Annotated in this window: 26 protein-coding genes and 4 pseudogenes; 7 read left to right on the plus strand and 23 right to left on the minus strand. The window is 71.1% G+C overall.

The window, feature by feature from the left end:
* Positions 1-74: 74 nt before the first annotated feature.
* Together IE245_RS15660 and IE245_RS15665 are read right to left on the minus strand one after the other, a co-directional pair.
* Positions 75-485, minus strand: coding sequence for a four-helix bundle copper-binding protein (locus IE245_RS15660; protein WP_189947782.1), 411 nt, complete (start codon positions 483-485; stop codon positions 75-77).
* A gap of 656 nt (positions 486-1,141) precedes the next feature.
* A complete protein-coding gene (locus tag IE245_RS15665) occupies positions 1,142-2,032 on the minus strand; it encodes a universal stress protein (protein WP_229851304.1) in 891 nt (296 codons plus the stop codon).
* Positions 2,033-2,352: 320 nt separating this feature from the next.
* Between IE245_RS15665 and IE245_RS15670 the strand changes: the two genes are divergently transcribed.
* Both IE245_RS15670 and IE245_RS15675 read left to right on the plus strand, forming a co-directional pair.
* A complete protein-coding gene (locus IE245_RS15670; RefSeq protein WP_030493143.1) occupies positions 2,353-2,859 on the plus strand; it encodes a flavodoxin domain-containing protein in 507 nt (168 codons plus the stop codon).
* Positions 2,860-2,916: 57 nt separating this feature from the next.
* Complete coding sequence (locus tag IE245_RS15675; RefSeq protein ID WP_189947786.1) at positions 2,917-3,564, plus strand: CBS domain-containing protein; 648 nt, start codon at positions 2,917-2,919, stop codon at positions 3,562-3,564.
* Between the two features lie 15 nt (positions 3,565-3,579).
* Here IE245_RS15675 and IE245_RS38235 read toward each other — a convergent pair.
* Positions 3,580-3,752: pseudogene (locus IE245_RS38235) on the minus strand (DUF1918 domain-containing protein); the annotation flags it as partial.
* A gap of 223 nt (positions 3,753-3,975) precedes the next feature.
* On the minus strand, positions 3,976-4,230 hold the full coding sequence (locus IE245_RS15685) for a rhodanese-like domain-containing protein (protein ID WP_189947789.1): 255 nt from the start codon (positions 4,228-4,230) through the stop codon (positions 3,976-3,978).
* 190 nt (positions 4,231-4,420) lie between these two features.
* Here IE245_RS15685 and IE245_RS15690 point away from each other — a divergent pair, with 190 nt between their 5' ends.
* Complete coding sequence (locus IE245_RS15690; protein ID WP_189947791.1) at positions 4,421-4,963, plus strand: flavodoxin domain-containing protein; 543 nt, start codon at positions 4,421-4,423, stop codon at positions 4,961-4,963.
* A 57-nt stretch (positions 4,964-5,020) separates the two neighbouring features.
* Positions 5,021-5,470 (plus strand): universal stress protein, encoded by a 450-nt coding sequence (locus tag IE245_RS15695; RefSeq protein WP_030493139.1) that lies wholly within the window; start codon positions 5,021-5,023, stop codon positions 5,468-5,470.
* A gap of 9 nt (positions 5,471-5,479) precedes the next feature.
* Here IE245_RS15695 and IE245_RS15700 read toward each other — a convergent pair.
* From IE245_RS15700 to IE245_RS15720, 5 genes and pseudogenes are all read right to left on the minus strand, one after another.
* A pseudogene (locus tag IE245_RS15700) lies at positions 5,480-6,114 on the minus strand (CBS domain-containing protein).
* Between the two features lie 191 nt (positions 6,115-6,305).
* A complete protein-coding gene (locus IE245_RS15705; RefSeq protein ID WP_189947793.1) occupies positions 6,306-7,181 on the minus strand; it encodes a universal stress protein in 876 nt (291 codons plus the stop codon).
* A 318-nt stretch (positions 7,182-7,499) separates the two neighbouring features.
* Positions 7,500-7,832: pseudogene (locus IE245_RS38060) on the minus strand (zinc-binding dehydrogenase); the annotation flags it as partial.
* Positions 7,833-8,122: 290 nt separating this feature from the next.
* A complete protein-coding gene (locus IE245_RS15715) occupies positions 8,123-10,537 on the minus strand; it encodes a glycoside hydrolase family 65 protein (RefSeq protein ID WP_189947796.1) in 2,415 nt (804 codons plus the stop codon).
* Positions 10,537-11,298: an HAD family hydrolase gene (locus IE245_RS15720; RefSeq protein ID WP_189947798.1), complete on the minus strand. Its 762-nt coding sequence runs from the start codon at positions 11,296-11,298 to the stop codon at positions 10,537-10,539. The genes IE245_RS15715 and IE245_RS15720 overlap by 1 nt, the downstream gene beginning before the upstream one ends.
* Positions 11,299-11,692: 394 nt before the next feature.
* Between IE245_RS15720 and IE245_RS15725 the strand changes: the two genes are divergently transcribed.
* Together IE245_RS15725 and IE245_RS15730 are read left to right on the plus strand one after the other, a co-directional pair.
* The gene (locus IE245_RS15725; protein ID WP_189947800.1) at positions 11,693-12,565 is read left to right on the plus strand and encodes a universal stress protein; all 873 of its coding nucleotides are present in this window, start codon (positions 11,693-11,695) and stop codon (positions 12,563-12,565) included.
* Positions 12,566-12,718: 153 nt separating this feature from the next.
* Positions 12,719-12,994 carry an STAS domain-containing protein gene (locus IE245_RS15730; RefSeq protein ID WP_189947802.1) on the plus strand — a complete coding sequence of 92 codons (276 nt, stop codon included), beginning with the start codon at positions 12,719-12,721 and terminating at the stop codon, positions 12,992-12,994.
* 33 nt (positions 12,995-13,027) lie between these two features.
* Here the strand turns inward: IE245_RS15730 and IE245_RS15735 are convergent, their stop codons facing one another.
* From IE245_RS15735 to IE245_RS15755, 5 genes and pseudogenes are all read right to left on the minus strand, one after another.
* Positions 13,028-13,270, minus strand: a complete 243-nt coding sequence (locus IE245_RS15735; RefSeq protein ID WP_229851306.1) for a hypothetical protein — start codon at positions 13,268-13,270, stop codon at positions 13,028-13,030.
* A 309-nt stretch (positions 13,271-13,579) separates the two neighbouring features.
* Positions 13,580-14,458 (minus strand): annotated as a pseudogene (locus IE245_RS15740) (universal stress protein).
* Positions 14,458-15,027: a hypothetical protein gene (locus IE245_RS15745; RefSeq protein WP_189947804.1), complete on the minus strand. Its 570-nt coding sequence runs from the start codon at positions 15,025-15,027 to the stop codon at positions 14,458-14,460. Before IE245_RS15745 ends, IE245_RS15740 begins: the two are co-directional and overlap by 1 nt.
* A complete protein-coding gene (locus IE245_RS15750) occupies positions 15,024-16,088 on the minus strand; it encodes a TerC family protein (protein WP_229851307.1) in 1,065 nt (354 codons plus the stop codon). Before IE245_RS15750 ends, IE245_RS15745 begins: the two co-directional genes overlap by 4 nt.
* A gap of 53 nt (positions 16,089-16,141) precedes the next feature.
* Positions 16,142-16,654: a universal stress protein gene (locus tag IE245_RS15755; RefSeq protein ID WP_189947806.1), complete on the minus strand. Its 513-nt coding sequence runs from the start codon at positions 16,652-16,654 to the stop codon at positions 16,142-16,144.
* A 150-nt stretch (positions 16,655-16,804) separates the two neighbouring features.
* Between IE245_RS15755 and IE245_RS15760 the strand changes: the two genes are divergently transcribed.
* Positions 16,805-17,149, plus strand: coding sequence for a helix-turn-helix transcriptional regulator (locus IE245_RS15760; protein ID WP_189947808.1), 345 nt, complete (start codon positions 16,805-16,807; stop codon positions 17,147-17,149).
* Positions 17,150-17,502: 353 nt separating this feature from the next.
* Here IE245_RS15760 and IE245_RS15765 read toward each other — a convergent pair whose 3' ends face one another.
* The 9 genes from IE245_RS15765 to IE245_RS15790 all read right to left on the minus strand — a co-directional run bounded on the left by IE245_RS15765 (position 17,503) and on the right by IE245_RS15790 (position 26,122).
* Positions 17,503-18,510 carry a recombinase family protein gene (locus IE245_RS15765; protein ID WP_189947810.1) on the minus strand — a complete coding sequence of 336 codons (1,008 nt, stop codon included), beginning with the start codon at positions 18,508-18,510 and terminating at the stop codon, positions 17,503-17,505.
* 183 nt (positions 18,511-18,693) lie between these two features.
* Positions 18,694-19,008, minus strand: coding sequence for a hypothetical protein (locus tag IE245_RS15770; RefSeq protein ID WP_189947812.1), 315 nt, complete (start codon positions 19,006-19,008; stop codon positions 18,694-18,696).
* Positions 19,005-19,274, minus strand: a complete 270-nt coding sequence (locus IE245_RS15775; RefSeq protein WP_189947814.1) for a hypothetical protein — start codon at positions 19,272-19,274, stop codon at positions 19,005-19,007. The genes IE245_RS15770 and IE245_RS15775 overlap by 4 nt, the downstream gene beginning before the upstream one ends.
* Before the next feature lie 184 nt (positions 19,275-19,458).
* A complete protein-coding gene (locus IE245_RS15780) occupies positions 19,459-20,799 on the minus strand; it encodes a PP2C family protein-serine/threonine phosphatase (RefSeq protein ID WP_373305333.1) in 1,341 nt (446 codons plus the stop codon).
* Between the two features lie 616 nt (positions 20,800-21,415).
* Positions 21,416-21,559, minus strand: coding sequence for a hypothetical protein (locus IE245_RS36970; RefSeq protein WP_229851308.1), 144 nt, complete (start codon positions 21,557-21,559; stop codon positions 21,416-21,418).
* Positions 21,556-22,884, minus strand: a complete 1,329-nt coding sequence (locus IE245_RS36975; protein ID WP_229851309.1) for a Tn3 family transposase — start codon at positions 22,882-22,884, stop codon at positions 21,556-21,558. The genes IE245_RS36970 and IE245_RS36975 overlap by 4 nt, the downstream gene beginning before the upstream one ends.
* Before the next feature lie 197 nt (positions 22,885-23,081).
* On the minus strand, positions 23,082-23,801 hold the full coding sequence (locus IE245_RS36980) for a hypothetical protein (protein WP_229851310.1): 720 nt from the start codon (positions 23,799-23,801) through the stop codon (positions 23,082-23,084).
* A gap of 141 nt (positions 23,802-23,942) precedes the next feature.
* On the minus strand, positions 23,943-24,461 hold the full coding sequence (locus IE245_RS36985) for a DUF4158 domain-containing protein (protein WP_229851311.1): 519 nt from the start codon (positions 24,459-24,461) through the stop codon (positions 23,943-23,945).
* A gap of 785 nt (positions 24,462-25,246) precedes the next feature.
* Positions 25,247-26,122: a universal stress protein gene (locus tag IE245_RS15790; protein WP_189947816.1), complete on the minus strand. Its 876-nt coding sequence runs from the start codon at positions 26,120-26,122 to the stop codon at positions 25,247-25,249.
* Between the last annotated feature and the right edge of the window lie 62 nt (positions 26,123-26,184).

A 26,184-nucleotide genomic window follows, 5' to 3' on the forward strand; every position in this document is an offset into this window, starting at 1 on the left:
AGTCGACGCGGCCGGAATCCCCCGGAATCCCCTGCCCGGGCGGCCCGGTGCGGGCCGTCATGTCGTGCCTCCGGTCAGCCGAGCGCGCCGAGGAGATCGTTGCACGCCTGTTCGCACGAGCGGCAGGCTTCCGCGCACACACGGCAGTGTTCGTGCATGTCCGCGTGGGAAGCGCACTCGTCACCGCACGCCTTGCAGGCCGTCGCGCACGCCTGGAGGATCGCGCGGGTCACGTCGGCGTCGTACCCGGTGTGGCGGGAGAGGACGGACGCGGTGGCGTTGCAGATGTCGGCGCAGTCCATGTCGGTACGGATGCACTTGGTCAGGTCACCCACCATGCCCTCGGACAGGCAGGCGTCCGCGCACGCCGTACAGGCCTGCGCGCAGGCGATGCATTGCTCGATGCAGTGGGTGAGCTTCTCGCGGTCGACGCCGCCGAGGTCGGCGGGGTAGGTGGCGAGCATGTCCTTCACGGTGCTGGCCATCGTTGCCTCCTTCGTCCTGGGGCCGGCGGACCGGGACGGGCCGCCTGACGGGTCTCAGGTCCACCTTCCAGCCAACACCCCTCGGCGCCATCTCGCCCGGCCGCGGCACCGCCGTGCGACCGGGGCTGTTCCGTTCTGTCCGCGACACCGGGCGGACCGCCCGCGCCGGCCGGGATCAACCGGTGCCGAACATCTGCCGCAGGCGGGTGATCTCCGCCTTCCGGTCGGTGATGACGTCGCCGGCGAGGGCCTCGACGTCCCTGGACGCGACCGGGCCTCGGCCATGTCGGACATCATGACGGCCTGGCGGCGGTGCGGGATCACGCCCTGCGCGAAGTCGACGGCCGCGCGGCTGTGCTCGCCTGCCGGAACGGACGTGGTGGGGCTGGGAGAGGGAGCGGCAGAACCGTTGCCGTCGTCACCGCAGCCGGTCAGGAGGAGCGCCGGGGCGACCACGGCCGACAGGGCGGTGCGGGAATCGGGCTTCGCGCGAGACTCCTCGGACCGAAGGGCATCAGGACTCACCTGTGCCCGCCTTCGCCCCGTCGGCGCGTACCACGCCGCCGCGACGTCCGGGCGGAACAGTGCCGTGACGGGAGGGCGCACCGACCATCGGCATCGTCAGGAAGACCGCCGGCGCCACCCGGCCCCGCCGCTCACTCCGGAGGCCCACGCCACTGCGGTACGACCGCCACAGAGCAGCCGGCGTAGTGGAGCAGCGCGTGGTTCACCCTGCCGAGATGCAGACCGGCGTGGTTCAGCCTCCGCCGGGCTCCCACGACCAGCAGGTCTGTCGCCTCCGAGTGTTTGAGGAGCACGTCGCGTGCGGGTCCCTCGATCACGACGCGGTGGACGTCGACCGACGGGAACTCGCCGGCGGACCGCTCGAGAGCTTCGTCCAGAACGGCCCTCGCCCGCCGTCCGCCCCGGTCGTCGCGGTACGGAAGACCGAGGAGCCGGCTGATGGAGGTGCGCGGGGGGTGCTCCCAAGCCACCATCGCGTCGAGGACGCAGCCACGTGCCGCCGCGAGTTCGAAGGCGAACCGCACCGCTTCCGAGCCGGACGTGGCATCCGCGACACCGAGCAGAATCCGTCCGTACCGGTCAGCGGGAGGTTTGTCACCGTCCCGGACGACCACCACGGGGCACTGGGCCCGGGCAGCCACGCCGAGGCTGACGGATCCGAGCAGCAGATCCTTCAGCTCGCCATGGCCGCGTGCGCCGATGACCAGCGCGGAGGCGTTACGGCCGGCGTGCAGCAAGGCCGCGACGGCGTCGCCGCACAGGAGCTCCGTGCTCACCTTCACGTCCGGGTCGCGCAGCCGAGCCCGCTCCCGAGCCACCTGGACCAGATACCGGCCGACGTCGTGCCCGGGAGCGATCGCGGTGCCGGTTCCCGGGCCGCGGGAAGCTCCGCGATCCTCTTCCATGGTGGCGTGCACGATCTTCACGGGGAGGGCCAGCCGGGATGCTTCGGCCACCGCCCAGTCGACCGCGCGGAGACCGGAGGCCGAACCGTCCACTCCGGCGACAAGGGGCAACCACACGGTCTCCACCGCCTTCTCACTGCGCGAACTCCTCCCCCACGACCACCGTCGCAGGGCCCGCTGACGGTGACGAGAGGCGGATGGGGCAGCGCCGAGGGCCGTTCGGCCCCGTCGATTCCGAAGCGGTCCGGAAGCCCGTGGCGACGGACGCCGACGCGCCCCGTCAGCCGAGGGGAGGGCCGTTCGGCCCCGAGCTCTGCCTCGGTGGCCCTTCATTGTCCCGGTCGATCAGCGCACGCTCGGAAGTGGAACCACACGCAGACCGGACGGCGGCGCGGTCGGCGTCGGCCTCCGGGCTACCGGTAAGGGCGGTGGGAGCAGTGCCTGGGCGTGTACTGATCACCTACGGGACCAAGAACGGTTCGACGGCCGAGATCGCCCACGTCGTCGCTTCCGTTCTGAGGGACGAGGGGCTGGAGGCCGAAGTCCGGCCGCCGTCCGAAGTGGAGGACGTCGCTCCCTACGACGCGATCGTGATCGGCGGGGCTCTTTACATGGGCCGCTGGCACCGGGACGCCCGGCGCTTCACGCGGCAGCATCGTAAGGACCTCCGAGAACGCCCTGTGTGGCTGTTCAGCAGCGGCCCTCTCGACCCTTCGGCGTCCGAGCGGGACATCCCGCCCGTCGCGAGTGCCCGTCGGGCGCAGCGTCGTACGGACGCCCTCGGTCACGTCACCTTCGGCGGTCGGCTCGAGGCCGGAGCGAAGGGGCGCATGGCGAAGGCCATCCTGGACGAGGGCCGCGGCGGTGACTTCCGTGATCTGAACCGCATCGCGGAGTGGGCCACGGACGTGGCCCACGACATCGGGAAGCCGGAAAGCGCGTGAACCCGTGTGCGCGGCGGTGCGGTCGCATCGGCGGCGGGACCTGAGTGGAGGCTTGCGATGAACGCATCACCACACACCGTGAGCGACGTCATGACCCACACCGCTGTGGCGGTGGGCGGTCGGGCGTCGTACAAGGAGATCGTCGAGCTGATGAACCAGTGGAAGGTGAGCGCCCTGCCCGTGCTCGCGGGCGAGGGCCGCGTCATCGGCGTGGTTTCCGAAGCGGACCTCCTGCCCAAGGAGGAGTACCGCGTGGACGACGCGGTCCCGAGGGACCGGCCGCGCGCCGACACGGCCAAGGCGGGGGCGGTGTACGCGGAGGACCTCATGTCGAGCCCGGCCGTCACCGTCCACGCGGACGCGACCATCGCCGAGGCCGCGAGGGTCATGGCGAGGCGGCGCGTCAAACGGTTGCCCGTCGTGGACGGCCACGGTCTGCTGGAGGGCGTGGTCAGCAGAAGCGACCTGTTGAAGGTGTTCCTGCGAACGGACGAGGACATGGCAGCCGAGATCCGAACCTGTGTCCTGCCGGACCTGCCGGCCGCGGCCGGGGTTCGCGTCGCGGTCACGGACGGTGTGGTGACCTTGGGTGGCCGGCTACGGGACCGCGCTCTGGTTCCCCTTCTGGCGAGGGCCGTCCGCGCGGTCGAGGGAGTCGTGGACATCAGGCTCGATCTGCATGGCCCCGAGGTGGTCCCGCACTGACGGGGCGACTGACGGGAGGCGTGCGTCCGGGTCGGGGAAGAACAACGTGACCCTTCCGGTGCCGGACCGGCGCACGTCATAGGGCGGGCTGCCGTCGTCTTGGTGCAGACCGACCACTTCGCCGTCCCGCCCACCACTCCCTCGGTGGGGCTCTCCACGACGATCTGGTCGCCGAGCCGCGCACGCATGCCCGCGTTCGCGCTGCGTTCCAGCCCGGTCCTGCTCTCTGTGACCAGGTGCGGATGACTGTTGTGGATCACGGCCGTCTCCCTGCTGATGGCCCAGGCGACGCACTGGGCCGCCGCTTCTTCGTCGTCCGGTGGTGCGGTCGGCGCCGGCATGGAGGCGGGTACCGCCCCCGTGCGAGCATCGATGCCGCGCGTATCTCGTCGCGGTGTGCTTCTGACCACGTCACCAAGTGTCCCGACCGTCTCCGCCGGTGGGAGGGGCCGCGACGATGTCGTTCTCGGCCGGGGTGGCGCGTGCCCGGGCCGAACGTGCGCCGGAGGCGTAGACCACGAGCAGGTCCCCAAGGCCGGCGGCGGCCTTGATCGCGGGCGGGGCCGCGTCCAGGTGATCGAGGGGAACGTCGTGTGCGCCGGGCAAGTGGCCCGTGGCGCATTCGCCGGAGGTGCGGACTGTCACCAGGGCGACCTTGCGATCCATCGCTTGATGACGACCTCCTCCGCATCGGTGAAGAACCCTTGTCCGCACTTCGGTCCTCACGTGGGCAGGCCGCCCGCCAGGGGATGAACGGCCCTCGACGTGGGCCGAGCGGGCACTGTGGGAGAACCGGCAGGTCGTGCGCCGCCGCCTGCCATGGGCGGTGCGAGACTGGACGGCACGAGGAGGTGTCATGGCGTCCGTGTGGATCGTCTTCGCGTCAGAGCACCACTCCACGCGGCAGATCGCGGCCCGGATCAGCGACCGGCTTGTGGAGCAGGGGCACGCCGTGGAGGTGCACGAGCTTCCTGCCGGGCCGCTGTCCCCGCCGCCTGACGCCGTGGTGGTCGGCAGCGCCGTTCACGACGGGGCCTGGTTGCCCGCTGCCGAGACCTTCGTCCAAGCCCGTGCCGAGCTTCTGGGCAGCCGACCGGTGTGGATGTTCAGCGTGGGCATGACCGCCGCCCTGCCCGGCCCGCTGCGGCTGCTCGCCGCGAGGGCCGAGCAGCCGCGCATCGCTCGGCTCGTCGGCCTCGTCCGCCCTCGCGAGCACCGGCGCTTCTCCGGCGTCATCAGGCGCGGACACCTGGACCGGAAGGGTGCCATGCTCTTCCGCCTGCTGGGATGCCGTTACGGGGACTACCGGGACTGGGCGGAGATCGACGCGTGGGCGGCCGGCATCGGGCGGGAACTGGACGGACGAGCGGACCGGACGGAGCATCCCGGCTTGGCGTAGACCGCCAGGGGCGCGCACCGTGGAGGAGCACCAGGCCCGGTGAGGGCTGAGACGGCCATGAACAGCAGTGATCCGGTTCCCCGCGTCGTCGTCGGGGTCGACGGTTCGGCATCGTCACAGGCAGCACTGCGCTGGGCGGCCGGGCAGGCCCGGCTCATCGGCGGCACGGTCGAAGCCGTCTGCGCGTGGGACACGCCCTCGGAGTCCGGTTGGGCGGGACCGGCCACGGAACCCGGCTTCGACCTGGAGGAGGCCCGCAGAGGCTTCGCCGAGGAGATCCGGACGGTCTTCGGCGAGGACAGGCCCGTCGAGGTACGGGAGATGCTGGTCCGGGGCGACCCGTCGGAAGTCCTGGTAAGGGCTTCCGAGGGAGCCGAACTGCTCGTGGTGGGCAGCAGGGGCCGGGGAGGCTTCGCCCGCGCGATGCTGGGGTCCGTGAGTCAGCGCTGTGCTCAGCACGCCGCATGCCCGGTGGTCGTCGTGCGTCCCACCGGCAAGGAGGAGTGAGCCTCCTGACTACTGAACACCCTCACCGTGAGCCCCGGGCGCCACGAGGTCGCAGCGCACGTCCACCACGCCTTCCACCATCCGTGTGAGACGCTCCGCGGCAGGGACCGGCGTGGGGTCACGGACGGCCCCGGTCAGGGTCACGCGTCCTTTCCGGACGTCTATGTCAACCCCCATGCGGGAGACGGGGAAGAGGCGGTCGACCACTTCACGCCTCACCTCGGCGGCGAGGTCTTCGTCCGTCCGGAAGAAGACCTTGAGCAGGTCGGACCGGCTCACGATCCGCTTCAGGTCCCCCTGTTCGTCGACAACCGGCAGGCGCTTCACCCGATGCTCCGCCATCAGGCGGGCGGCCCGGGGCAGCGTGGAGCCCGGGGAACCGTGACCGCGGGGCTCGACATCAGGTCCCGTGCGGTGACGGCACCGGCTTTGGCGTAGTCCGCGAGGCGCTCCCTCTGGGCGATCATCGTGGGTTCCACGTCGCGCAGCTCTTCCTTGGCCAGGAGATCCGCCTCCGATACGACTCCCACCACGCGTCCTTCTCCTTCCAGGACGGGCACCGCTGTGACCTGCCACTGCCTCATGGCGGTCACGACCTCTTCGAACTGGGCGTCCAGCCCCACCGCGACGACGGTCGATGTCATCACGTCATTGACGGTGTGCGGCGATCGGCGGTTCACGACACGCCTCCTTTCGGGAGTGCATCGACGACCGGCCGGGCCACGGCCGGCTCCTCACCGCCGGCGTGATCCGGACGGACGACCCGCGGTAGGGCCGAGCGGCCCGTCGTTCGGCCCGAACCGTCTTCCGAGTCCTCCGGGCCGTCGCCCTCGTGTCACGCGGTCCGAGGAACGACCGCCACAGGACACGAGGCGTGGTGCAGAACGGTATGGGCGACTCGGCCCAGTTGCAGACCGAACTCGCTGTGGCGACGTCGTGCTCCGACGACCAGCAGGTCGGCTGCCGCCGACCGCGCGAGCAGGACCTTGCGCGCGGGCCCCTCGACCGTGGCTCGCTTCACCCGGACGTCCGGATGGTCGCTCACGGCCGTCTTGAGGACCTTGTCCAGGAGTGCTGAGGCCTGGGCCTCGTGATAGTGGGCGGGGTCTCCCGCCAGCAGCGGGTGGTCCGTGGACTCGTGGGCCGGGCGGCGCCAGGCGCGTACGACCTCGAGCGTGCACCCCCTCAGCTCCGCCTCGCGGAAGGCGAACCGGACCGCCTCGGAGTCGACGTCGGCCTGACCGACACCGAGCATGATCCGCTGGTGCGTGCCGGCACGTCCCGCCTCGTCACCCCGCACGACGATGACGGGGCAGTGGGCCTTGGCGGCCACGGCGAGGCTCACCGACCCCAGCAGGAGACCGGCGATGTCGCCCCGGCCACGGGAGCCGGTGACGAGTGCGAGGGCGTGCCGTCCTTCTCTCAGCAGAGCCGGCACCGTGTCCTCCCTCAGGACCTCGGCGGTGACCTCGACGTCCGGCGTACGGTGCCTGACGCGCCCGACCGTGGTTCGCACGATGTTCTCGGCGAACACCTGCCCGCCGGGACGGCCGAGACCGGCCGCGAGGGCAGCCCCTTCGTCAAGCGGCCAGAGGGACGCGTACACGATGCGCAGCGGCAGGCCGTGACGACGCGCCTCGTCCGCGGCCCAGTCGGCCGCCTCGAAGCTGGATTCCGAACCGTCCACACCTACCACCAGGGGCGACTGCATCGTCCCCACCGCCTTTCACCGAGCTCGTACGGCCTCGGGACCAGCCTCGCGCGCGTGAGTCACCACGCCCCAGGGCCGATCGGCCCCCCGATGACGCCCGCCTGGCCCGTGAACTCCTTTTCCCGGCCGGGCTCCGCCGGCACAGAAGCTGAGCCGGGACCCGGATCCGCTCCGACGGCGGGCGACAGGGCCGGGACAGCCCACGACAGTCACGTTCGGCGGCACTCCGACTACGCCGAGTGCCGCCAGGACACCTGGCCCGAAAGGGTCGCCGTCGTCGGCATGGACGGCCCGGAAGACAAACACGATGGCCGCCGCGGCGGGAAGACCAGCACCGGCGGAGAACGCGCTGTGACCGCCAGGAGGCCACACCGACCTCGTCGTGCTTGGGGCGGCCCGGCACCGCCTTGAGCGCTCCGGTGCGGGACGCACCGGCGAAAATGTCTCGGGGGCGCCGACAGCCCCTACCACGACGTCGGCGCCCAGGCCGTTTGTGAGGTACCTGACCAGCTGCTCCGGGACTTCCGCGGCGCTGACGACGGCGTCGGCGCCCATGGAGCGCGCGGCGTCGAGCCGGGACTCGGCGAGATCGACCGCGATGATGCGGCCGGGGGTGTACAGCTGGGCGGTCGCGATGGTGGCGAGCCCGACTTTCCTCTTCACGGTGGAACCACAGCCGCGCCACTGCGGTCCCGGGCGCCTGGACCAGGCCGGTCTCCACGTGGGGAATGGACGGCTCGTTCCTGACCGGGAGGGCATGGCCGCCGTGGAAGCGAGAGGCAGCAGCCGGCGGTGGCCCGGTCGCGGGTGAGGTCCTGCTCGACCGCGGTTCTTTCCAGGGGCCCGCCGACCCGCGACGGCGCAACCGGCTGCCACGTGCCGCCGGCTCGGCGGCGGTGGTCACCGGCCCGGCGAAGCGGTCCCGGTGCGATGCCCACCGCTCACGGCCGGCCCAGCGCGAGCACGGCCGAATCGCCCGGCTCCACCGAAACGGCACGGTCGGGCAGCCGGACATCGATCGGGGACATGTCCGAAGGCGGCACACTGATCTGCAGACTGCCGGGGCACATCCGGAGCTGGACGCCCCAGTGGCCCTGGTAGCGGATGGAGAAGCCGTACTCGGTGAATCGCGGGGAGGGCACGGGATCCAGCCACAGGGCGCCGCTCCGGGTCTCCAGGCCGGTGAGCCCGCGCTGTACGAGGTCGATCGTGCCGGCCATCGCGCCCAGGTGGATTCCCTCTTCCGTGGTTCCGCCCTGGAGGTCGGCGACGTCGCCTTCCAGGGCCTCCTGGACGTAGGCCCACGCCTCCTCGCGGCGGACCCGGGACAGGACCCAGCCGTGGACCAGCCCGCTGAGGGTCGAGCCGTGGCTGGTGCGGTGCAGGTAGTGGTCGACGGTCCGGCTCCAGGTCGCGTCGTCCAGTTCGTATCCCAGGCGGCGGAACACACCGGCGAGTTCGGGCGGTGAGAAAAGATAACCGAGCATGAGGACGTCGGCCTGCTTCGACGCCTGGTAGCGGTTGACCGTGTCGCCCTCCGCCTCCAGGATCCGGTCGAGGCGGCGGATGTTGCCGTACCGGGCGCGGTAGCCCTCCCAGTCGAGTTCCGCCAGGTCGCCGTAGCCCTCGAACTGGCTGATCACGCCGGCGTGGAACGGTACGCGGAGCTTGCGCGACACCTCCTCCCACAGGGCGAGCTCCGCGTCGTCGAGGCCGGTCCGCTCGCACAGCTCCACGCGGCGCGGTGCGGGAAGTTCTCTCAACACGTGCAGGGCCCGGGTGAGCACCCAGGAGGCGCAGACGTTGGTGTAGGCGTTGTCGTCGAGTCCGGGTGTGGGCGAGCCGGGGTAGGAGTCGTGGTACTCGTCCGGTCCGAGCACGCCGAGGATCCGGTAGCGCCCGGTGTCCGTGTCGTAGGTGGCGGAGTCGGCCCAGAAGCGGGCGATCTGTGTCAGCATCTCGGCGCCCTTGGTGTGCAGGAACTCGCTGTCCCCGCTCGCCTCGTAGTACTTCCACACGTTGTACGCGATGGCCGAGCCCACATGGTGCTGGAGGTGCGTGTGGTCGGGGAGCCAGCGCCCGGACCGGGGGTTGAGGTGGAGCTGCTGGGTCTCCTCCCGCCCGTCGCTGCCGCTCTGCCACGGATAGAGGGCGCCCCTCCTGCCCGCGTCGCGCGCCGCGTTCAGGGCCCGGGGCAGGCGCCGGTGGCGGTAGAGCAGCAGCGCGCGGGACACCTCCGGGAGGTGCAGGTTCAGGTACGGCAGGACGAACAGTTCGTCCCAGAAGACGTGTCCACGGTACGCCTCTCCGTGCAGGCCCCGGGCCGGGACGCCGACGTCCAGTTCGGCGGTGTGCGGCGACAGCGTCTGGAGCACGTGGAAGAGGTGGAGCCGCAGGATGCGGCCCGCCTCGCCCGGCACGTCCAGGTCCGCCCTGCGCCAGAGCTGGCGCCAGGCGGTCCGGTGTGACTCCAGGAGCACCGGGAAGGAGGGCGCCCGCCCGACCGCGTCGATCGCCGCGTGCAGCGGATCGCTGATGGCGGGGTCCCGGGACGTGTACAGGGCGACGATCTTGTCGACCGTGCGGGCGCCCTCCGACGCGGACAGCCGCAGACGCATGTGCTGTACGGCGCGCAGGGGCTCGTGCGCCGTGCCGGCCTCGACCAGGCCCGTGTCGGCCGTCGTACGGGCGGCCAGGCCCACCCGGATGTCGGAGGTACTGGTCCTGCACCGCAGCCACATGGTGTCGGCCGTGCCGTCCCCGGCGTTGACGTGGACCAGGTGCCGGCCGTCGAGCTGCTGGTATCGGGCGACACCGCTGTTGGTCACGGAGCCGTCGAGGGCGGCCTCCACCTCGATGTCGCCGGACCAGCCGCCCTCGGCCGTGAACTCGGTGCGCAGTGCCGCGATGTGGGGGTCCCCCATGTGCACGAGGCGGACCTGGCGCACGGCGAGCACGCGCCCGTCGGCCTCGTACCTCGTCGTGCGTTCCAGGGTGCCGGTGCGCAGGTCGAGATGCTGGCGGTGCTCACGCAGGGCTCCGCCGTCGGGGGTGAACCACGGCGTGTCGCCCCGCGGGCTGTACATCCGGAAACGCAGCGGCAGCCAGTTGGGCAGGTTGACCATGTCCTCGTTCTCGACCTGGCGGCCCGCGACGGTCGAGGTGAGCCGGTTGTAGCAGCCGGCGGCGTACGTGCCCGGGTAGTGCACCGCGTCGGCCGTGCACTCCGGGATCGCGCCCCGGGTCGCCATGTATCCGTTGCCGAGGGTGCACAGTGCCTCCCGCAGGCGCTCCCCGCCGGGCTCGTACCCCTCGTACTCCCAGGTGTGGTTCGTCTCCGGGGCGTGCTCCGTCATCATCGTTCCTCGGTGGAGTCGGCGGTGAGCAGTTCGGCGAGGTCGTTCACGACGATGTGCGCGCCCCGGTCGAGGAGCGCGGCGCGCGTGCCGGGGGCGGCGCTGCGGTCCACCCCCACCACCAGGCGGAACCCGCCGCGTGTGCCCGCCTCCACTCCGGCCAGGGAGTCCTCCACCACGGCCGTGCGTCCGGGCGGCAGTCCCAGCCGTCCGGCCGCTTCGAGGAAGAGGTCGGGGGCGGGTTTGCCCGGCAGGCCCAGGCGGGCCGCCTCGGCTCCGTCCACCAAGGCCGTGAAGTACGGCAGCACTCCGGAGCGGCCGAGCAGTTCTCCGGCGTGCCGGGAGGCGGACGCGGCCGCCATCACCACCCCGCGCTCGCGCAGGCGACGCAGCAGGAGCAGCGTCCCCGGGTACGCCTCGATCCCCTGGGCCAGCAGCCGCTCGGTGAAGAGCTGTTCCTTGTAGGCGGCCACCGCTGCGACGGAGTCCGTGCCCGGTGGGTCCGCGAGGGTCCCGGTGGGCAGCACGACGCTTCGCGACGCGAGGAAGGACACGGCGCCGTCCAGGCGCGACCTGCCGTCGACGTACCGCAGGTAGTCGTCCCTGTCGAACGGCCGCCGTGCGGGCGGATCGGCCGGAGGGTGCGCCTTCAGGCAGGCGTCGAAAGCGGCCTTCCACGCGGCGGCGTGCACACGGGCCGAGTCGGTGATCACGCCGTCCGTGTCGAAGACGACGCCCTCTACGTGCTGCAGGCAGCCCACGAGCTTCCTCTCCTCCCCGGGGACCGGTCGGCGTTCGCCGACGACCGCAGCGGTGCCAGGGACTGGTGATACGCCCTGTGCTCACGCCCAGCCTCCGGGCCATCGCCGCCGGCAACCCGTCTCTCCCGCCAGGTTCTCGGTCCTCCATAGTGCCAAGACCGCACCGGTCGGCGAGCGAGGACACAGCGTGGGAGCGGAAGTGGCGTGCCTGAAGAGGACGCACGCGTGCCTCCCCTCACCGACGGCACGCGGTCGTCCCCGCCGGGCGCGGGCCCGTGCGGACCGCCGTGCAGGGCCGACCGGCCCTCTTCAAGAAGCGTCCGCTCACCGATGCTGAGTGCCGGAGGGCGGGCCGCAGGAGCCGTGCCCGTCGAACCGTACGGAGGCCATCATCATGAACCGCGCTATCGCCGTAGGTGTGGACGGATCGCCGGAAAGCCTGGCGGCGGCCGAGTGGGCGGCAGGAGAGGCCTCACTGCGCGGTGTACCGCTGCGGATCGTTCACGCCTGGCTCTGGCAACCGCTGGACGTGCCCGTCGTCCAGCACCGCGAGACCGAGGCCGAGGCCGCCGGCGCTGTCCTGCGGGAAGCCGAGACACACGTGGCCGGTAGGTACCCGGGGCTCTCCGTGACCGCGGAAGTAGTGCCGGACACGGCGGTCTCCGCTCTCCTCGCCGAGGCCGAGAGGTCCGAGATGCTGGTGCTCGGTTCCCGTGGACACGGCGCCTTCGTCGGCTTCCTGCTCGGTTCGTACGGCCAGCAGGTGATCGCCACCGCCTCCCGGCCGGTCGTCTCGGTGCGTGCCCAGGGCGAGGACGCGCGGGGTATGGAGGGCGGCGAGGTCGTCGTGGGTCAGCAAGGCACGCCGGAGGAGAGCGACGTGGTGCTGGGGTTCGCCTTCGAGGCGGCTGCCGCACGGGGCGCGGCGGTACGAGCGGTACGGGCCTGGAACCTGCCTCCCGTCTACGCCTACAGTCCCGGCTCGATGTACCTGGCCGACCGGGCGGGCGGGCTGGAGCCGTTCGAGAGGAAGGCGCTGCACGAGGCTCTCGCCCCTTGGCGCGAGCGGTTCCCGGATGTGCCGGTGATCGAGCACGTGGAGATGGGAAGTGCGGCGCAGGTACTGCTGTCGTCCGCCGGGCGGGCGCGGCTGCTCGTGGTCGGTCGCCGGATGCGCCACTCCCCCGTCGGGACCCGCATCGGATCGGTGGCCCATGCCGCGCTGCACCACGCCGGCTGCCCGGTCGCGGTCGTACCGCACGCGTGAAGGCCGCCCGGCAGGTTTCCGACGAGGGACCTTCGCCCCCGTCCCGGGGCCTGCCGGACCTCGCCCCTCGGGGGCGCGCTGGAGTGGACTGTCGGCGTCGGCGGACGGACGAGACACCCCTTCCCGCCGACGCCTGGACGGAGGCAGATTCTCATGATCATGACGCCGGTGAGCCTGACGGTCACCGCACCGGGCCCCACCACGCTGACGGTCGCCCTGGCCGGGGAGCTCTACATGGACACCGCCGAGCGCGTCGAACCACAGCTGACCGGCCTCGCCGGCCGAGGGGAGCGGGAGCTGCAGCTCGATCTGTCGGGAGTCACGTTCTGTGACAGCTCCGGCACCGAGCTCTTCGTGCGGGTCCCTCGGCGCTGCCTGGCCGCCGGTGTGCGCCTGAGACTGTGCCGTGTCGGCCCTGTTCTCGTGTAGCTACGGCGAGGGGACAAGTAGCTCCGTGTGATTTCAGGGCCTCTGCTTGAGTGCGGGGCTCGGGACCGCTCCGTTGTTCATGGCGGGGAAGTCGGCGTGTGCGGCCTTGACGGCTTCGGGGTACGCCTCTCGCTTGGCGTGCTCGACCAGCGCCCGGTAGATGCTCGCCACCGAGGGACTCTGCCCCTTCCGCTTGCCGGTCGGGATGATCAGGTCCGGCTGGATCCGCTCGACCGACTCCCTGTTGGCCCTCCGCCGCAGCGCGGTGTGGAGCATGTCGTCGGTGACGACCGGCGGCCGGCCCCGTGCTTGCCCTTGCGGGCCGCGGTGTCGAGCCCCTCCAGCGTGGACTCGCGGATGTTCTCCCGCTCGGTCTCCGCTATCGCCGGCCTTGGGGAACATCGGTACAGCGGTTAGCGCTAAGCACTTGATCTTGGTTATTGGGCTGCGGGGATCCGGCTCGGCGGAGTTGCGTGACGGCACTTGCGAGAGTGGCACGGCCTCGGTACATCGGTATGGCGTCGGGGATCAATCGAACCGTGGTTATCGGTGAGCTTGATCATGGTGGGCCGCGGAGGTCTGCGGTCACCGGGTCGTGCTGGCTGTCGGGGCCACCGCGACGGGGCAGTGGGCGTGGTTGAGCATGGCCTGGCTGACTGATCCGAGGAGCAGTCCGGTGAATCCTCCTCGTCCACGGGCGCCGACGACGAGCAGCTGGGCGGTGCGGCTGGCTTTGATGAGCGCCTCGCGGGTGTCCTGTCGCACCGCATGGCATTCGACGTGCACGTCCGGGTGCTTTTCCTGGTGGCCGGCGAGGGCTGCGGACAGCAGGGACGTTTCGCGTTCGGCCGGCGCGCCGGGCGCGCTCGCGTAGGGCAGGGCCGGGTCGGGTGGCGGGGGTGTCTGTGTGTTCCAGGGGGTGTAGGCGAGCAGGTCGGCGTTACGCAATACCGCTTCGGCGAAGGCGAACTCGATTGCCCGTTCCCCGGCTGCCGACCCGTCGACCCCGAGCACGATGGGCCCCGCAGCGTCGCCGGGGCCCGGACCACCAGGGTGGGGCAGTGGCCGCGGGCGGCCAGGTGTACCGCGGTCGAGCCCACCAGCAGGCCGATGGCGCCGCCCGTGTTCCGGGAGCCGATCACCATGAGCTGCGCCGTGCGGGACTGCGCTTCGAGGACCGTCAGCGCGTCCCCGGTCACGACGGGCGGAGGTGACCGTCACGTCGGGGGCCACCGTCCTGGCGTGCTCCTCGGCCTCGGCCACCAGGCGCCGGGCCATGTTCCGCAGGCCGCCGTCGGGCGGGCCCAGTTCTGATGGGCCCAGCGGCACGTGCATGGTCGGCCAGATGAAGGCGTGCACCAGGTGCTGCCCGGCGCCGCGCCAGCGGGCTTCTCGTGCCGCGGCCTCGACGGCGGCCAGACTCGACGCCGAGCCGTCGACGCCGACCACGCCCCGGGCAGCCATCACGACCTCCTCGGTGGTGCGGAGTCGTCTTGCCGGGTGCCGCGGCGGCCCCGTCGCTGCGCGTCCGGGGTGGTGAGCGGGTCGGGTGCTGTTCGCTGAAGGTGTCGTGTGATGGGTGAGGTGTATCCGGTCAGGGGGACGGGGCTGACGGCGACCTCGGTGCCGGTGCGCTCGGCGAGGCGCTCGATGCGGTCGGCGGGCAGGTCCCGGTAGGGGTTGCTGCGGGCGGGCACGACCAGGGCGGTGACCTGGACCGGGCCGGCGCGGGCGATGGCCGGCATGACGGGTGTGAGGATGGCGTGGGTCTCGGCCTGGATCCGGCGGGAGCGGACGTGGTGCAGCAGGGCGTTGATGCTGAAGCCGGTGCTGCGCACGACCGCCGCGGCGATGACCCTGTGTCCGGTGCGGGCGGCCAGGTCGGCCGCGTGGGCGGCCACGGCCCGGTCGGCACGGGAGCCGGTGAACAGCGCCAGAACATGGCCGCTGGAGTGCAGGGAGAGATGGTAGATGTGGGCCTCCGGCGGGGCCGGGGAGGGGATGAACGGCCGGGGTGTCTGGGTGGTGGTCATGGCATGTTCTTTGGGTTCGGGCTGCGGTGGGCAGTGGGCTGCTGGCGGGTGGGTTCGACGGGCGGTCGGTCGGCGATCGGCTCGTCCTCGCCGGTCTGGGCCGGGTGCTGTTCGTCGCTGCCGTCGGTGGGCTGGTTGCGGGTGGCGATCAGGGACCAGCCGATGGAGATGGTGATCGTTGCGACGATGACGCCGAGGGTGAGGGGGATGGGGAGCTTGCCGACGGGGGTCTCGGACAGGATGAGCTTGACGCCGGCGAAGACGAGCAGGACCGCCAGCCCGTAGTGCAGGTACTGGAAGCGGCGCAGGAGTCCGGCGAGGCAGAAGTACAGGCTCCTGAGGCCGAGAACGGCGAAGGCGTTGGCGGTCCACACCAGGAAGGTGTTGGTGGTGATCGCCAGGACGGCGGCGACGGAGTCGATCGCGAAGATCAGGTCGGTGGCCTCCACGGCGACCAGGACCACGAACAGCAGCGTCGCGATCCGCTTGCCGTTGCGGCGGATGAAGAACTTGTCGCCGTGGAACTTCGGATCGGTGGGGATGAGCTTCTTGACCAGGCGGACGATGGGGTTGCGGTCGGGGTGGACCTCTTCGTCTTTGGAGACGGCCATCTTCCAGCCGGTCCAGATCAGGAACGCGCCGAAGAGGTAGGCGGTCCAGAAGAACACCTGGAGCAGTTCGGCGCCGACGAAGATGAACACCAGCCGGGCCGCGAGGGCGCCCAGCACGCCCCAGAACAGGACCTTGTGCTGGTAGGCGTCGGGGACGGCGAAGAACGAGAAGACCAGCGCGAAGACGAAGACGTTGTCGATCGACAGGGCCTTTTCGATCAGGTAGCCGGCGTAGTAGGTGGAGGACACCTCCCCGCCCTGCCACGCCAGCAGGATCAAGCCGAAGCCCAGGCCGATGGCGATCCAGATGCCACTCCAGATCGCGGCTTCCTTGAAGCCGATGACGTGGTTGTCGCGGTGGGCGATCAGGTCGACGGCGAGCATCACGCAGATGCCGACGGTGACCGCGGCCCACACCCACAGCGGGACGGCGAACGACAGGTCATTCATCGCTAAACGTTTCCTCTCAAGGGGCCGGACGGCAGGTCACGCTGAGGAGGCGATCACGTCGAGGGCGATCGCAGCGGCACCCAGGCCGCAGGGGCGATCGCATGGACGAACGGGCCGCCGCGCAGGGCTGCGGCCTCGATCAGGGCGTGCGCGTCCAGCCCGTGCGGGCCGCGACGCGAGGCCACCACGTCCGGAGCCCGGTGGCGGCCGGCCAGGGCCAGCAGCTGCTTGGCCGCCGCGAGCCGTGATCCGTTGCCCGCCGGCAGGTGGAACACCTCGGGGATGCAGCCGATGGCGTGGGGGCCGACTTTGGGCATGACCCGGGCCAGAACCGCCCGCACCGACGGGCAGGCCGCCGGGCCGAGGGGGGAACGGCCGACGTGCGGGGGCATCACGGCAATCAGCAGCAGCGGCACCCGGCGGACCAGCGCCATCCGCGCGGCCGCCTCGGCCACCGCGACATCGTCGATGCGATCGGTCAGCACGGCCGCGATCGGCTGGACCAGACCCGCCCGCGCGGGGCGGTGGCCGTGGTCGCGTACGGGGTGGGAGAGCAGTCGGGTCATGGCTACGGCCCGCCTTCCTTAACGGGAGGAATCCCCTCAAGCGTCACCTGCGGCACCGACACCCGTCAACAGTTACGCGAAATTTTTTTCGCTAATAAAAGTTCGCACGAAGGGGCGAATATGCGAAGTCGGGTTCGTATGATGGAGGCCATGAGCAGCTCATCGGCACGCGGCGACCAGTGGACCTTCCTCACCAACCACGCACGGGTGCTGCTACGGATCGCCCGCGACCCCGAGGTACGGTTGCGCGACATCGCCGCCGGGATCGGGATCACCGAACGCGCGGTGCAGATCATCGTCGCCGACCTGGAGGTGGCCGGCTATCTGACCCGCACCCGGGTGGGACGACGCAACCGCTACACCGTCGACGACAGCGTGGCCCTGCGTCACCCATCCGAGGCCGACCACCCGGTCGGTGACCTCCTGGGTGCCTTCCTGCACCGCGAGGACACCCCGGAGGCCGAGCTCGCTGAGGCGGAGGCGGCGACGCGGTGAGCGGGGGCTGCCGCCTGGAGCGCGCGAGGTCATCGCGGGCATCGTGGACGCGGTGGGCGCGGGAGACGATGCCCGGCTCGACCGGCTGCTGGAGCAGGTGGTCCGTACCGGCAGCCCTGACGTCCTCCACGAGCTGCGCAGGCAGCTTTCCAAAGGCTGGGGCTCGCCGTAGAGGGCGACGTGCAGCGCTGCGGCCAGCTCGCGGGCCCGGCTCTCGCCTTCCACGTCGTGCAGCACGAAGTAGACCAGGCCGACGGGGAGTCCGGGCGGATCTGCCGGTGTGGATCAGGCAAATAACCGTCTCGGCCCTGCTCCCCCGAAGCTACGGCGAAGTGACAAGCAGCTCTCTGTGATCAGAGTGACGCTCGGTCAGGGACAGCGAGGCGGGGTCCGGGGATGTCACCGACCTGGAGGGCGGTGAAGTCGGCGTGGGCCTGTTCGACGGCTTCGGGGTACACCTCGCGCTTGGCGTGCTCGGCGAGCGCCCGGTAGATGCTGGCCACCGAGGGGTTCTGTCCCTTGCGTTTGCCGGTGGGGATGATCAGGTCGGGCTGGATCTGCTCGACGGACTCGCCGTCCGCGCGGCGCCGCAGGACGGTGTGGAGCATGTCATCGGTGACGACCGGTGGCCGGTCGCCGTGCTCGCCCTTGCGAACCGCGGTGTCGAGCCCCTCCACCGTGGACTCGCGGATGTTCTCCCGCTCGGTCTCCGCCATCACCGCGAAGAACGCGAACAGCGGCTTCCCCGGCCCGGTGGGGTCGTAGATCCCGGGCAGGGGCCCGGCGAGCATCTCCAGGACCAGGCCGTGAGCGGTGAGGTGGTCGGCGAGCGCGGTCAGCTCGGCGGCATCGCGGCCGAGCCGCTTCATCTCGTACACGGTGAAGATGACACGGCAGTGCGGGGCGTGCGCCTTGACCTCCCGCGCAGCCCGAAGCGCTTCCTCGAACTTCGGGCGGACCCGGACGCGGGTGCTGATCTTCTCGCTGAAGATCTTCTCCCTCGGGATGCCGTGCTTGCTGAGCGCGTCGAGCCGGTAGTCGAGTTCCTGCCCGAGCGTCGAGCACCGCGCGCAGCCGATGCGAATGTCCGCGCTCGGCAGGTCCGGGTCGATCGGCGCCTGCGGCTGGGTGCCCGGCCGCCACGGCCGACCCGGGCTGCGGTCGGCCGGTGTGGGCACCCGCAGCGCCTTCTTCAGCCGGGGCACCATGGTGAAGCGGCGGGTGTGGTAGGCGGAGGCGACCGCGCCGCCGCGCGAGCGGCAGGGCGAGCCGGGCTGGGCGTCACACTTCGGGCAGGCGTGCTGTTCGACGTCGTCGGCATCCGACCGGTCGGTCGGGGAAGGCTCCCGAGGGTCCGTCATGGGCCCGGATTTCGCACCATGCAAGTCTCAGAAGGGGATCTCTCCCGTTTTTGAGTGAGAACGGGTTCTGCGAACGCATTCGGGTCCGGCGGAGGTCCGGCCGTCCGCTGTTGATCTTGCTCGCGCAAAGGATCGTTGGTGAGAACCGCACGAGAGTGAAGGGGGAAGAGTCCGTCGCCGTCTCTATTCCTTGGGTGGCTGTTGGACGAGAAGGGTGTCGTCGGGGCGGTGGGTGACGTGCAGGCCCGCTTTCCGGAAGATCTCGGTGAGGGCGATGTCCATCGCGTGGTGGATGCCCGCGATCTCCATACGGCCGGCCAGGCCTGGCTCGGCGGCATGCGTGATCGCGGTGGGGCGCAGGACGTCGTCGGCTTCCCACCACACCTCGACCGTCTCCTCGTCCTGCTTGCGGATCTGCAGGCCGCTGTCGTCGGCGGGGTGGGGGTCGAATCCTGCGCGCAGGAGCGCTTCGCGCACCCGCTGCAGAGTTTCGCTCATGCGGCGGCGGGCGGGGCGAGGGAGGCGGAGCTGACGACGCTCAGACCGACGCCCAGGCTTTCGCACAGCCGGCGGGTGCGGGCCAGGGCGCTCAGGGATGCCGGTGAGGGGGTGGCGGTGGGCAGCTGGAGGCGCAGCGTCCGGGGGCGGTGTGTGATGAGAAGTTGCTCGATGTGTACGGCGGCCGCGGCGCGGTTGTGGACTTCGAGGTCCTGTACGAGGTGCACATGCAGGACGCCGTTCTCGAACGCGTGCTGGATGAGCATGATCCCTCCACGACGTGATACCTGAGCACTACACCCATCAGCATGCCCACGATCGGCCCGGACTGCGCGCCTGCGGGGACGGGAGCCGTGCGCACTGCGGCCGCCCTGGAGGAGAGCCTGCAGGGCACCGGTCTGACCCTGCCGTGCTTGGCCTTCGCGAAAGGAGGCTCGGCTCGGGTGGGGGTCATTCTTCGCCGGGGGTGCGGATGGCGAGGATGGCGATGTCGTCGTGCCCGTCGCTGGGGTGGTGGTCGGCGAGGGCGTGGACCAGGGCGTCCAGTGGCTGGGTGGCGTGCGCGGCGGCGAGATCGGCCAGGGCGTTCAGGCGGTCGTCGATGGGATGGTCCGGGTGTTCGACAAGGCCGTCGGAGAACAGCAGCACGATGGCGCCCGGCGGCAGCTCGTGGGTGTGGTCGGGGCGGTGGATGTCGGGGTCGACGCCCAGGGGGATGCCCGGCTCCGCATGCAGGTATCGGGCGGATCCATCGGGGGTCAGGATCAGCGGCGGGAGGTGGCCGGCGGTGCTCCAGTGGAGCGTCCAGCCGTCGCCGGTGGGCTCGATCCTGACCAGGCATGCGGTGGTGACCGGCAGGTCGGTGATGGCGTGGACGGTGTGGTCGAGCTGGGTCAGCACCGAGCTGGGCGGGGTCTGGCGGTCGTAGAGCAGGGCGCGGAGCATGTTGCGGGCCTGGGCCATGGCGGCGGCCGCGTGCAGGTCGTGGCCGACGACGTCGCCGATGACGGCCGCGCAGGCGCGGTCGGGCAGGACGACGGCGTCGTACCAGTCGCCGCCGACGCTGGCCGGCTCGGCCGCGGTGCGGTAGACCGCTGCGCCGGAGAACGGCGTCAGGTCGGGCAGGGTCGGCAGCAGCAGCCGCTGGAACTGTTCGGCGCTGTCACGCATGTAACCGAACAGGCGGGCGTTCTCGATGGCGATCCCGGCTGCTCCCGCCAGGGCGCGCACGATGGCCTCGTCGTCCTCGTCGAACGGCCGGCCGTCCCCGCGCTCGGAGAGGTAGAGGTCTCCGTAGATCTCGCCGCGGACGGTGATCGCGACGCCCAGCAGCGTGCGCATGGGCGGGTGGCCGGGCGGGAATCCGACCGAGGCCGGGTGCGAGGGGATGTCCTCCACGCGCAGTGGCTCGGGATGGTGGATCAGGTGACCCAGGACGCCGCGGCCGTGCGGGAAGTCGATTCCCGCGAGCGCGGCCCGTTCCTCCTCGGTGAGGCCGGCAGTGATGAACTGCTCCAGGTGATCTCCGGAAGGGGCCAGGACGCCGAGGGCGCCGTAACGCGCCCCGGCCAGGTCCATGGCGGTGGTGACGATCCGGTGCAGCACCGCCGGCAGGTCCAGATCCCCGCCGATGGCCAGCACCGCCGACAGCAGCCCCTGCAACCGGCCCTTCGCCCGAGCCAGCTCCCGCAGCTGCTGCGCGATCCCCTCCAGCTGCTCGTCCAGCTTCAGCCCAAGCCCGGGCAGACGCGTCTCGCTCGGTGTGCCGCTCGGTTCCTCGTCGGAGTTCACAACGCCCTCTCGCTCTCGTCCCTCACCGCCCACGCTACGCACGACACCGTCACCCCGCCGGGAGCACACACCGAACCGGCCGGCCGCCGCTTCCCTCCCCCAGCGCCTGCCCGAGAAGACGGGGCGCATCCAGAACCAGCCGGTACTTTGCCGCAGCCCTGGAGGAACAGGACGTTTCTGCCGCCGCTCCGCTTTCTCTTCGCCCTGCGCGTTTGAACCGGGCGTGTGCGGCAAGGCGTGCACGGTCAAGGGCTCTTCCCTTGCGCCTCGCGCTCTTCAATCCCCCCGTGGAGCGCGGGCGTGCCGGGTCCCTGCCGCGTCGGCGCGGCAGGGACCCGGCTGTTTCCCCTCCCCGTCTTCGGCACTGAGGTTGCTCTTGTTTGTCTGCAGGGGTGTCTCCCCGATCGGGCTGCCGCGATCGTGAGGTCCGGGGCAGCTCGAACGTTCACGTCACGGCGGTTTGCGGTTACGCGCCCGGCATGGCACCTCTATGGCAGCGCAAGCGCGACGAACAGCGGCGCGAGGGACGACCTCGGGGACGCCGGTCGTGGAGGCAGCCTTGGGCCTCGGCTTAGCGGGCAGGGTCCGACTCCTCCGGCCCGGCGGCCGCCCGCGTCTAGAACAGCACCGCGGCGTCTCCTCCGGTCGGCACCGCCTCTCTCTGCGGGCTGCGCGGGGCGGGCACGGCCCGGGCCGGGGCGGTCAGGTCCAGGTCGAGGCTGCTGTTCATGTCCAGCTCGAACCGGCCGTAGGGGTTCACGTGCGTCCAGAACAGCGGGGCAGGGCCCGCCGGTCGGCGTCGGTGAGCATGTCGGCCCACTTCTGGTCGGCGAGGACCTGCTGGATCAGCAGCGTGTTGACGTGCACGAGGGCGGACTGGAGCAGGTGCAGGGCGAGCATGGACACCTCCTGCGACTCCTTGTCCGACCCGGCCAGGTCGCCGTCCTTGCCGTAGAAGAGGTCCTTGTTCGCGCTGTCCCAGTTCTCCACCACCTGCGGACCCCCGTGGATCTCCTGCCGGAGTTCGACGTCGGCGAGGTAGTCGCAGACGAACGCCGTGCGTACCGCCCGCCCGAGTTCCTCGATCGCCTGGTAGGTGGGGTGCTTGGGTCCGCCGCGGGCGAAGCGGCGCAGGACCTGCTCGGCCTCGGCGGTGCCCAGGCGCAGGGCGGTGTTGTACTTCACGATCTGGTCGTACTGCTTGCGGATCAGGTCCCAGTTGATCGTCTTGGTCGACAGCACCGGTGCGAGGTTCGGCCAGTTGTCGTCCTCACCGGCGGCGGGCCGGTACAGCCGCGCGGAGCCGATGTTCTTCAGCCGCGGCATCAGCTTGAAGTCGAGCATGTGGGCGAAGGCGAAGCCGACGATGGACGCGCCGTGGGTGTCGGTGTACTGCCGGTCGACCTCCATGTCGGTGCAGTGTCGCAGCACGCCCTTGATCATCGAGGCGACCTCGGAGGCGGAGCAGGACTTGAGCTGGGAGTAGATGCACACCGACTTCCGCTCGACGTGCCAGTGGTTCATCACGCCGGGGCCGCGGTAACGCTGGTGCCACTCGGTCATCAGGTTGCTGGACCAGGCGCCGAACTTGCGGCTGTCGGAGGCGCACGCGGTGCCGGTGCCCCACCACATCTCGTCCCGGGCGGCGAAGGTGGCGTTCACCAGCTTGCGCAAGGCGGCGCGCATGTTGGCCCGGTTGACGAACAGGTGCCGCACCCGGCGCAGCGTCGCCTCGGACTCGCCGTGCTTGCCGGTGACCGTGACCCGCTTGACGCCCATGTTGGTGCCCAGACCGAACAGCACCAGCAGCAGCCGGCGCCGCAGTACGTCCCTGGACAGGTTCTCTCTGGTGGCGACCGAGGTGAACTCGACGATGAAGCCGGTGTCGAACTCGGCGTACTTCAGGATGTCCAGCAGGTCGATGGTGCCCCAGCGCCGCTCGATCTCCGCCTTGACGGCGACCAGGAACTCCGGCTCCTCCTGCTTGCCGCGCGGGGAGACCCTGATCCACGGCTCGCCGTGCTTCTTGACGATCGCGACCCCGCCCGTGGTGCCCGCGGACAGAGCCTGCTCGAAGCGGTCCAACGAGTGCGGAGCTTGGCCTTCAAGGCGGTGATGAACTCACCCGCGTCCTGCGGCTGGCCCAGGGCCGCGTAGTGGACGTCCCGGTTGTCCTCGAAGTCGGCGGGCAGGTCGTCCTCCGGATTACGCCACCGGCTCGCGCCCACCACCCAGATCTCCCGACGGCGCAGCGCGTCCCGCAGGGAACGAGCACGCACAGCTCATACGGGATGCGCTCGACCCGGCCCTTGTCGTCCACCACTGCCGCCCGCCACTGCTCGGGCACCACCCCGTCCAGCGGCACCGTCTCCGCCGCATCGAAGAACGCGCCCTCCTTCAACGGCTGCCCCAGATACCGCCTCAGCAGGTCGATCGCGTCCATCACCGGCCGGTAGGCGGTGTTGTTGCACTTCAGCTCCAGCGCCTTCAGCAGCGGCGACGGCATCTGCCTCCAGTGCGCCGAGGACGAGGAGCGCAGCACGGCGCCGGACCCGGGCCTTGTACCGGGCCTCGTTCGCCGCGGCCTCCGCCGCCAGGGCCTTCAGCGTCTTCTCACCACCGACCACCGGGAAGATCACCCGCCGCACCGTGCCGGACGGCTCCGACAGGGCCGCCTCCGCGACCCGCAGCAGCATCGCCTCTTTGTCCCGGACCTTCTTCAGCTCCGCCCCCAGCTCCTTGTCGACCTTCCGCTCCGCCCGCGTGATGATCTTCAGCACGAGCTGGATGAACAGGTCCACCAGCGAGTCGGTGATCTCCGTCTGGCGCACGTGGCACAGCGTGGCCAGCAGTGTCAGGCGCCGTGGCGGCTTCATCCGCTCCAGGTTCGCCGGGTACTCCTTCGACGCCCGCGCCCGCCAGGCGTCCACGAGCTTCTCCGACACGTCCGCGAACAGGTCCGCGGGCAGCTCCAGGCGCCGTACCCGCTCCAGCTTGTTCACCTCGGCCAGCAGGCTCTCCAGGCCCGGGGCGCCGGGGTCGGTCTTCAGCTCGGTGAAGTGCGACCGCCCGCCCCCGACCGCGGCGCCGTCGCCGTCGACGCCCTGCTCGGTTCCGTCGCCCGTGATCAGGTCCTCCAGCCGTCAGCGCGTCGCGTGGCTGAGCCGGTCCAGCGAGAGCCGCTTCTCGAAGTCCTTGACCGCCTTGCCGACCAGCCGCCGAACCTGACCGGGCGCCGGCGGCTCGACGTGGTCGTCGCGGCACCGGGCCACCACCGCGGCCGCCACCCGGTCCCGCGACAGCTCCACCGGACACAACTCGGTCGCCAGCCACGCGGCCAGCCGGTCCTGGTCCTCCTCGGTGTTCGCCCGGAACCCGTACGCCGCCCGGATCTCGCCCCGATGCCGCTGGATCGCCTTGCTCTGCCAGTCGTACCCCGCCCACGCCCCTGCCGGGACCTTCACCTGCTGCGCCACGTACTCCACCGCGGCGGACGGCACCTCCCTGGCCGACTCCGGGAACCGGGCCTCCGCCTCGAAAAACTTCAGCAACAGCGCGAACCCGAGCCGGGTCGCCCCGGACTTGTTCCGCACCCGCTTCATGTCGTCTTCCAGCAGCGTCCAGACCTCGATCAGGTCCTCCGGCTCCCAGTCCTGCTGCACCCGCACTCCTCTACCCCGACCGAGATCACTCATTCGGCTCAACGATGCGCCCAGCCAGGAGAAACGAGGACCGGGGCAATCACACAGCGCTACACGTCCGTTCGCCGTAGCTATACGAGAACAGGGCCGTGTCCCGCGGCTTCCGGCGACGGTGATCCGGACTCTGGGGCTGGATCGGACCATCCCGTGCTCCTTCGCCTGACCGGGCCCTTCCCGGAAACCGGCCCTCGGGAAAGTTCCGTCAGGTCCTGCCTGCGCGGCCGGGACGGCAAGGCGCTGAGACGGCAGGGCACTTCGGGCAGCCCCCGGGTTCTCAGGCCGGAACAAGAAGGCAGGCACGGGGAACGACGCGGCCACGCACGGGACGACGGACGGCCACCACGAGGCGGTGGCACCCCGGCGCCCAACCGGACCCGACCGCACCGAAGCGCTGCGGTGCCCGGCACCGTCTCGCTGGAGCACATCGTCTTCACCCCCACACGTCCTCCCGGCTGTGCAGCCGGTCCATCACCGTGTGGGCGGCGTGGACACCGTCGTGCAGCTGCACGACGGCGCGCCACCCACCTCTGTCCTGGCGAGATCGACGAGGACGAACACCGGCGCCTCGTGACCGCCCTGTCAGCCGCTCCGCCCGATGGTCCCTGATGCGGGTCCCCCTCGCCGCCGTCGGTCCGCTCTCCGACCGCGCCGACGGCCCGGGGGCCTCGCTGTACCCCGGGGAATCCGGCCGGGGCTCCTCGTAACGCCTCGGCCGCGAAGTCGGGTCGTGGCCCCGGCCCCGGGTGTCAGTCGTGCGGCACGACCGCCACGGGTGCGGAGGCATGGTGCAGGACGGCGTGGGTGACCGCTCCGAGGCGTCGCAGGCCCGCCTCGTGGGAGCGGCGACCGACGACGACCAGGCCGGCACGGACGCTGCTGTGCAGCAGCACTTCGGAGGGCGAGCCGATCTCGAAGTGCTCGATGACCTCCACCCCGGGGTACTTGTCGCGCCATGGCGCGAGGACGTCGGCCAGGACCTCCCGGTTGATCCGCGCCAGAGCACCGGCCTGGTCGGCCAGGTACAGCGACCCGGGACCCCAGGCAAGGGCTGTCGGGATGCTCCAGGCGTGCACGACACGCAGGGCCGCTCCTCGTTCGGCGGCGGCCGTGAAGGCGAACTCCAGGACGGAGTCGCCGCTCTCTCCGGGTTCCTGGACGCCGACCACCACCTCCTCCTCCCCGGGTTCGTGCCGGCGCGTGGAGACCTCGGGCCTCCTGACCATGACGACGGGCCCTGTCGCCTGTCGAAGCACGTGGAGCGAGACGGAGCCGATCAGATAACCGGTGAGAGTGCCGTAGCCACGGGATCCCAGCACCAGCATCTCGGCGTGTGCGGCCTCGGTGAGAAGGGTGGGCACCGGGTCGCCGACGAGGAGTTCGGTGGTGACGTCCAGGGACGGGTGCTTCTTGGCGATGCGGGCCCGCGCCTCGTTGAGCGCGTCGCGTGCCCAGCGCTCCTCCGCCGCGCGGTCGCCGACGTACACCACGTCGGTGGGGCCCCAGACCCAGGCATGGACCAGCCGCACGCTCGCGCCGCGGCGCTCCGCCTCGTCCGCCGCCCAGTCCGCTGCCGCGAGGGCGTGGTCGGTTCCGTCGAGTCCTACGGTGATGGTGCCGGACATGGGTGCCTCCCGGGGCTGCCGGTGCGGGTGAAGGCGTCGGCGGAGCTGCTGACGCGGTGAGG

It is taken from the genome of Streptomyces roseolus, from assembly GCF_014649855.1.
GTDB lineage: Bacteria > Actinomycetota > Actinomycetes > Streptomycetales > Streptomycetaceae > Streptomyces > Streptomyces roseolus.

Excerpts from the sequence above, each read along its gene's own strand:
- IE245_RS15660 (WP_189947782.1), bottom strand. The coding sequence starts at position 485 with ATGGCCAGCACCGTGAAGGACATGCTCGCCACCTACCCCGCCGACCTC.
- IE245_RS15675 (WP_189947786.1), top strand. The coding sequence starts at position 2,917 with ATGAACGCATCACCACACACCGTGAGCGACGTCATGACCCACACCGCT.
- IE245_RS15685 (WP_189947789.1), bottom strand. The coding sequence starts at position 4,230 with ATGGATCGCAAGGTCGCCCTGGTGACAGTCCGCACCTCCGGCGAATGC.
- IE245_RS15690 (WP_189947791.1), top strand. The coding sequence starts at position 4,421 with ATGGCGTCCGTGTGGATCGTCTTCGCGTCAGAGCACCACTCCACGCGG.
- IE245_RS15695 (WP_030493139.1), top strand. The coding sequence starts at position 5,021 with ATGAACAGCAGTGATCCGGTTCCCCGCGTCGTCGTCGGGGTCGACGGT.
- IE245_RS15705 (WP_189947793.1), bottom strand. The coding sequence starts at position 7,181 with ATGCAGTCGCCCCTGGTGGTAGGTGTGGACGGTTCGGAATCCAGCTTC.
- IE245_RS15715 (WP_189947796.1), bottom strand. The coding sequence starts at position 10,537 with ATGACGGAGCACGCCCCGGAGACGAACCACACCTGGGAGTACGAGGGG.
- IE245_RS15725 (WP_189947800.1), top strand. The coding sequence starts at position 11,693 with ATGAACCGCGCTATCGCCGTAGGTGTGGACGGATCGCCGGAAAGCCTG.
- IE245_RS15730 (WP_189947802.1), top strand. The coding sequence starts at position 12,719 with ATGATCATGACGCCGGTGAGCCTGACGGTCACCGCACCGGGCCCCACC.
- IE245_RS15735 (WP_229851306.1), bottom strand. The coding sequence starts at position 13,270 with ATGCTCCACACCGCGCTGCGGCGGAGGGCCAACAGGGAGTCGGTCGAG.
- IE245_RS15745 (WP_189947804.1), bottom strand. The coding sequence starts at position 15,027 with ATGACCACCACCCAGACACCCCGGCCGTTCATCCCCTCCCCGGCCCCG.
- IE245_RS15750 (WP_229851307.1), bottom strand. The coding sequence starts at position 16,088 with ATGAATGACCTGTCGTTCGCCGTCCCGCTGTGGGTGTGGGCCGCGGTC.
- IE245_RS15755 (WP_189947806.1), bottom strand. The coding sequence starts at position 16,654 with ATGACCCGACTGCTCTCCCACCCCGTACGCGACCACGGCCACCGCCCC.
- IE245_RS15760 (WP_189947808.1), top strand. The coding sequence starts at position 16,805 with ATGAGCAGCTCATCGGCACGCGGCGACCAGTGGACCTTCCTCACCAAC.
- IE245_RS15765 (WP_189947810.1), bottom strand. The coding sequence starts at position 18,510 with ATGACGGACCCTCGGGAGCCTTCCCCGACCGACCGGTCGGATGCCGAC.
- IE245_RS15770 (WP_189947812.1), bottom strand. The coding sequence starts at position 19,008 with ATGAGCGAAACTCTGCAGCGGGTGCGCGAAGCGCTCCTGCGCGCAGGA.
- IE245_RS15775 (WP_189947814.1), bottom strand. The coding sequence starts at position 19,274 with ATGCTCATCCAGCACGCGTTCGAGAACGGCGTCCTGCATGTGCACCTC.
- IE245_RS15790 (WP_189947816.1), bottom strand. The coding sequence starts at position 26,122 with ATGTCCGGCACCATCACCGTAGGACTCGACGGAACCGACCACGCCCTC.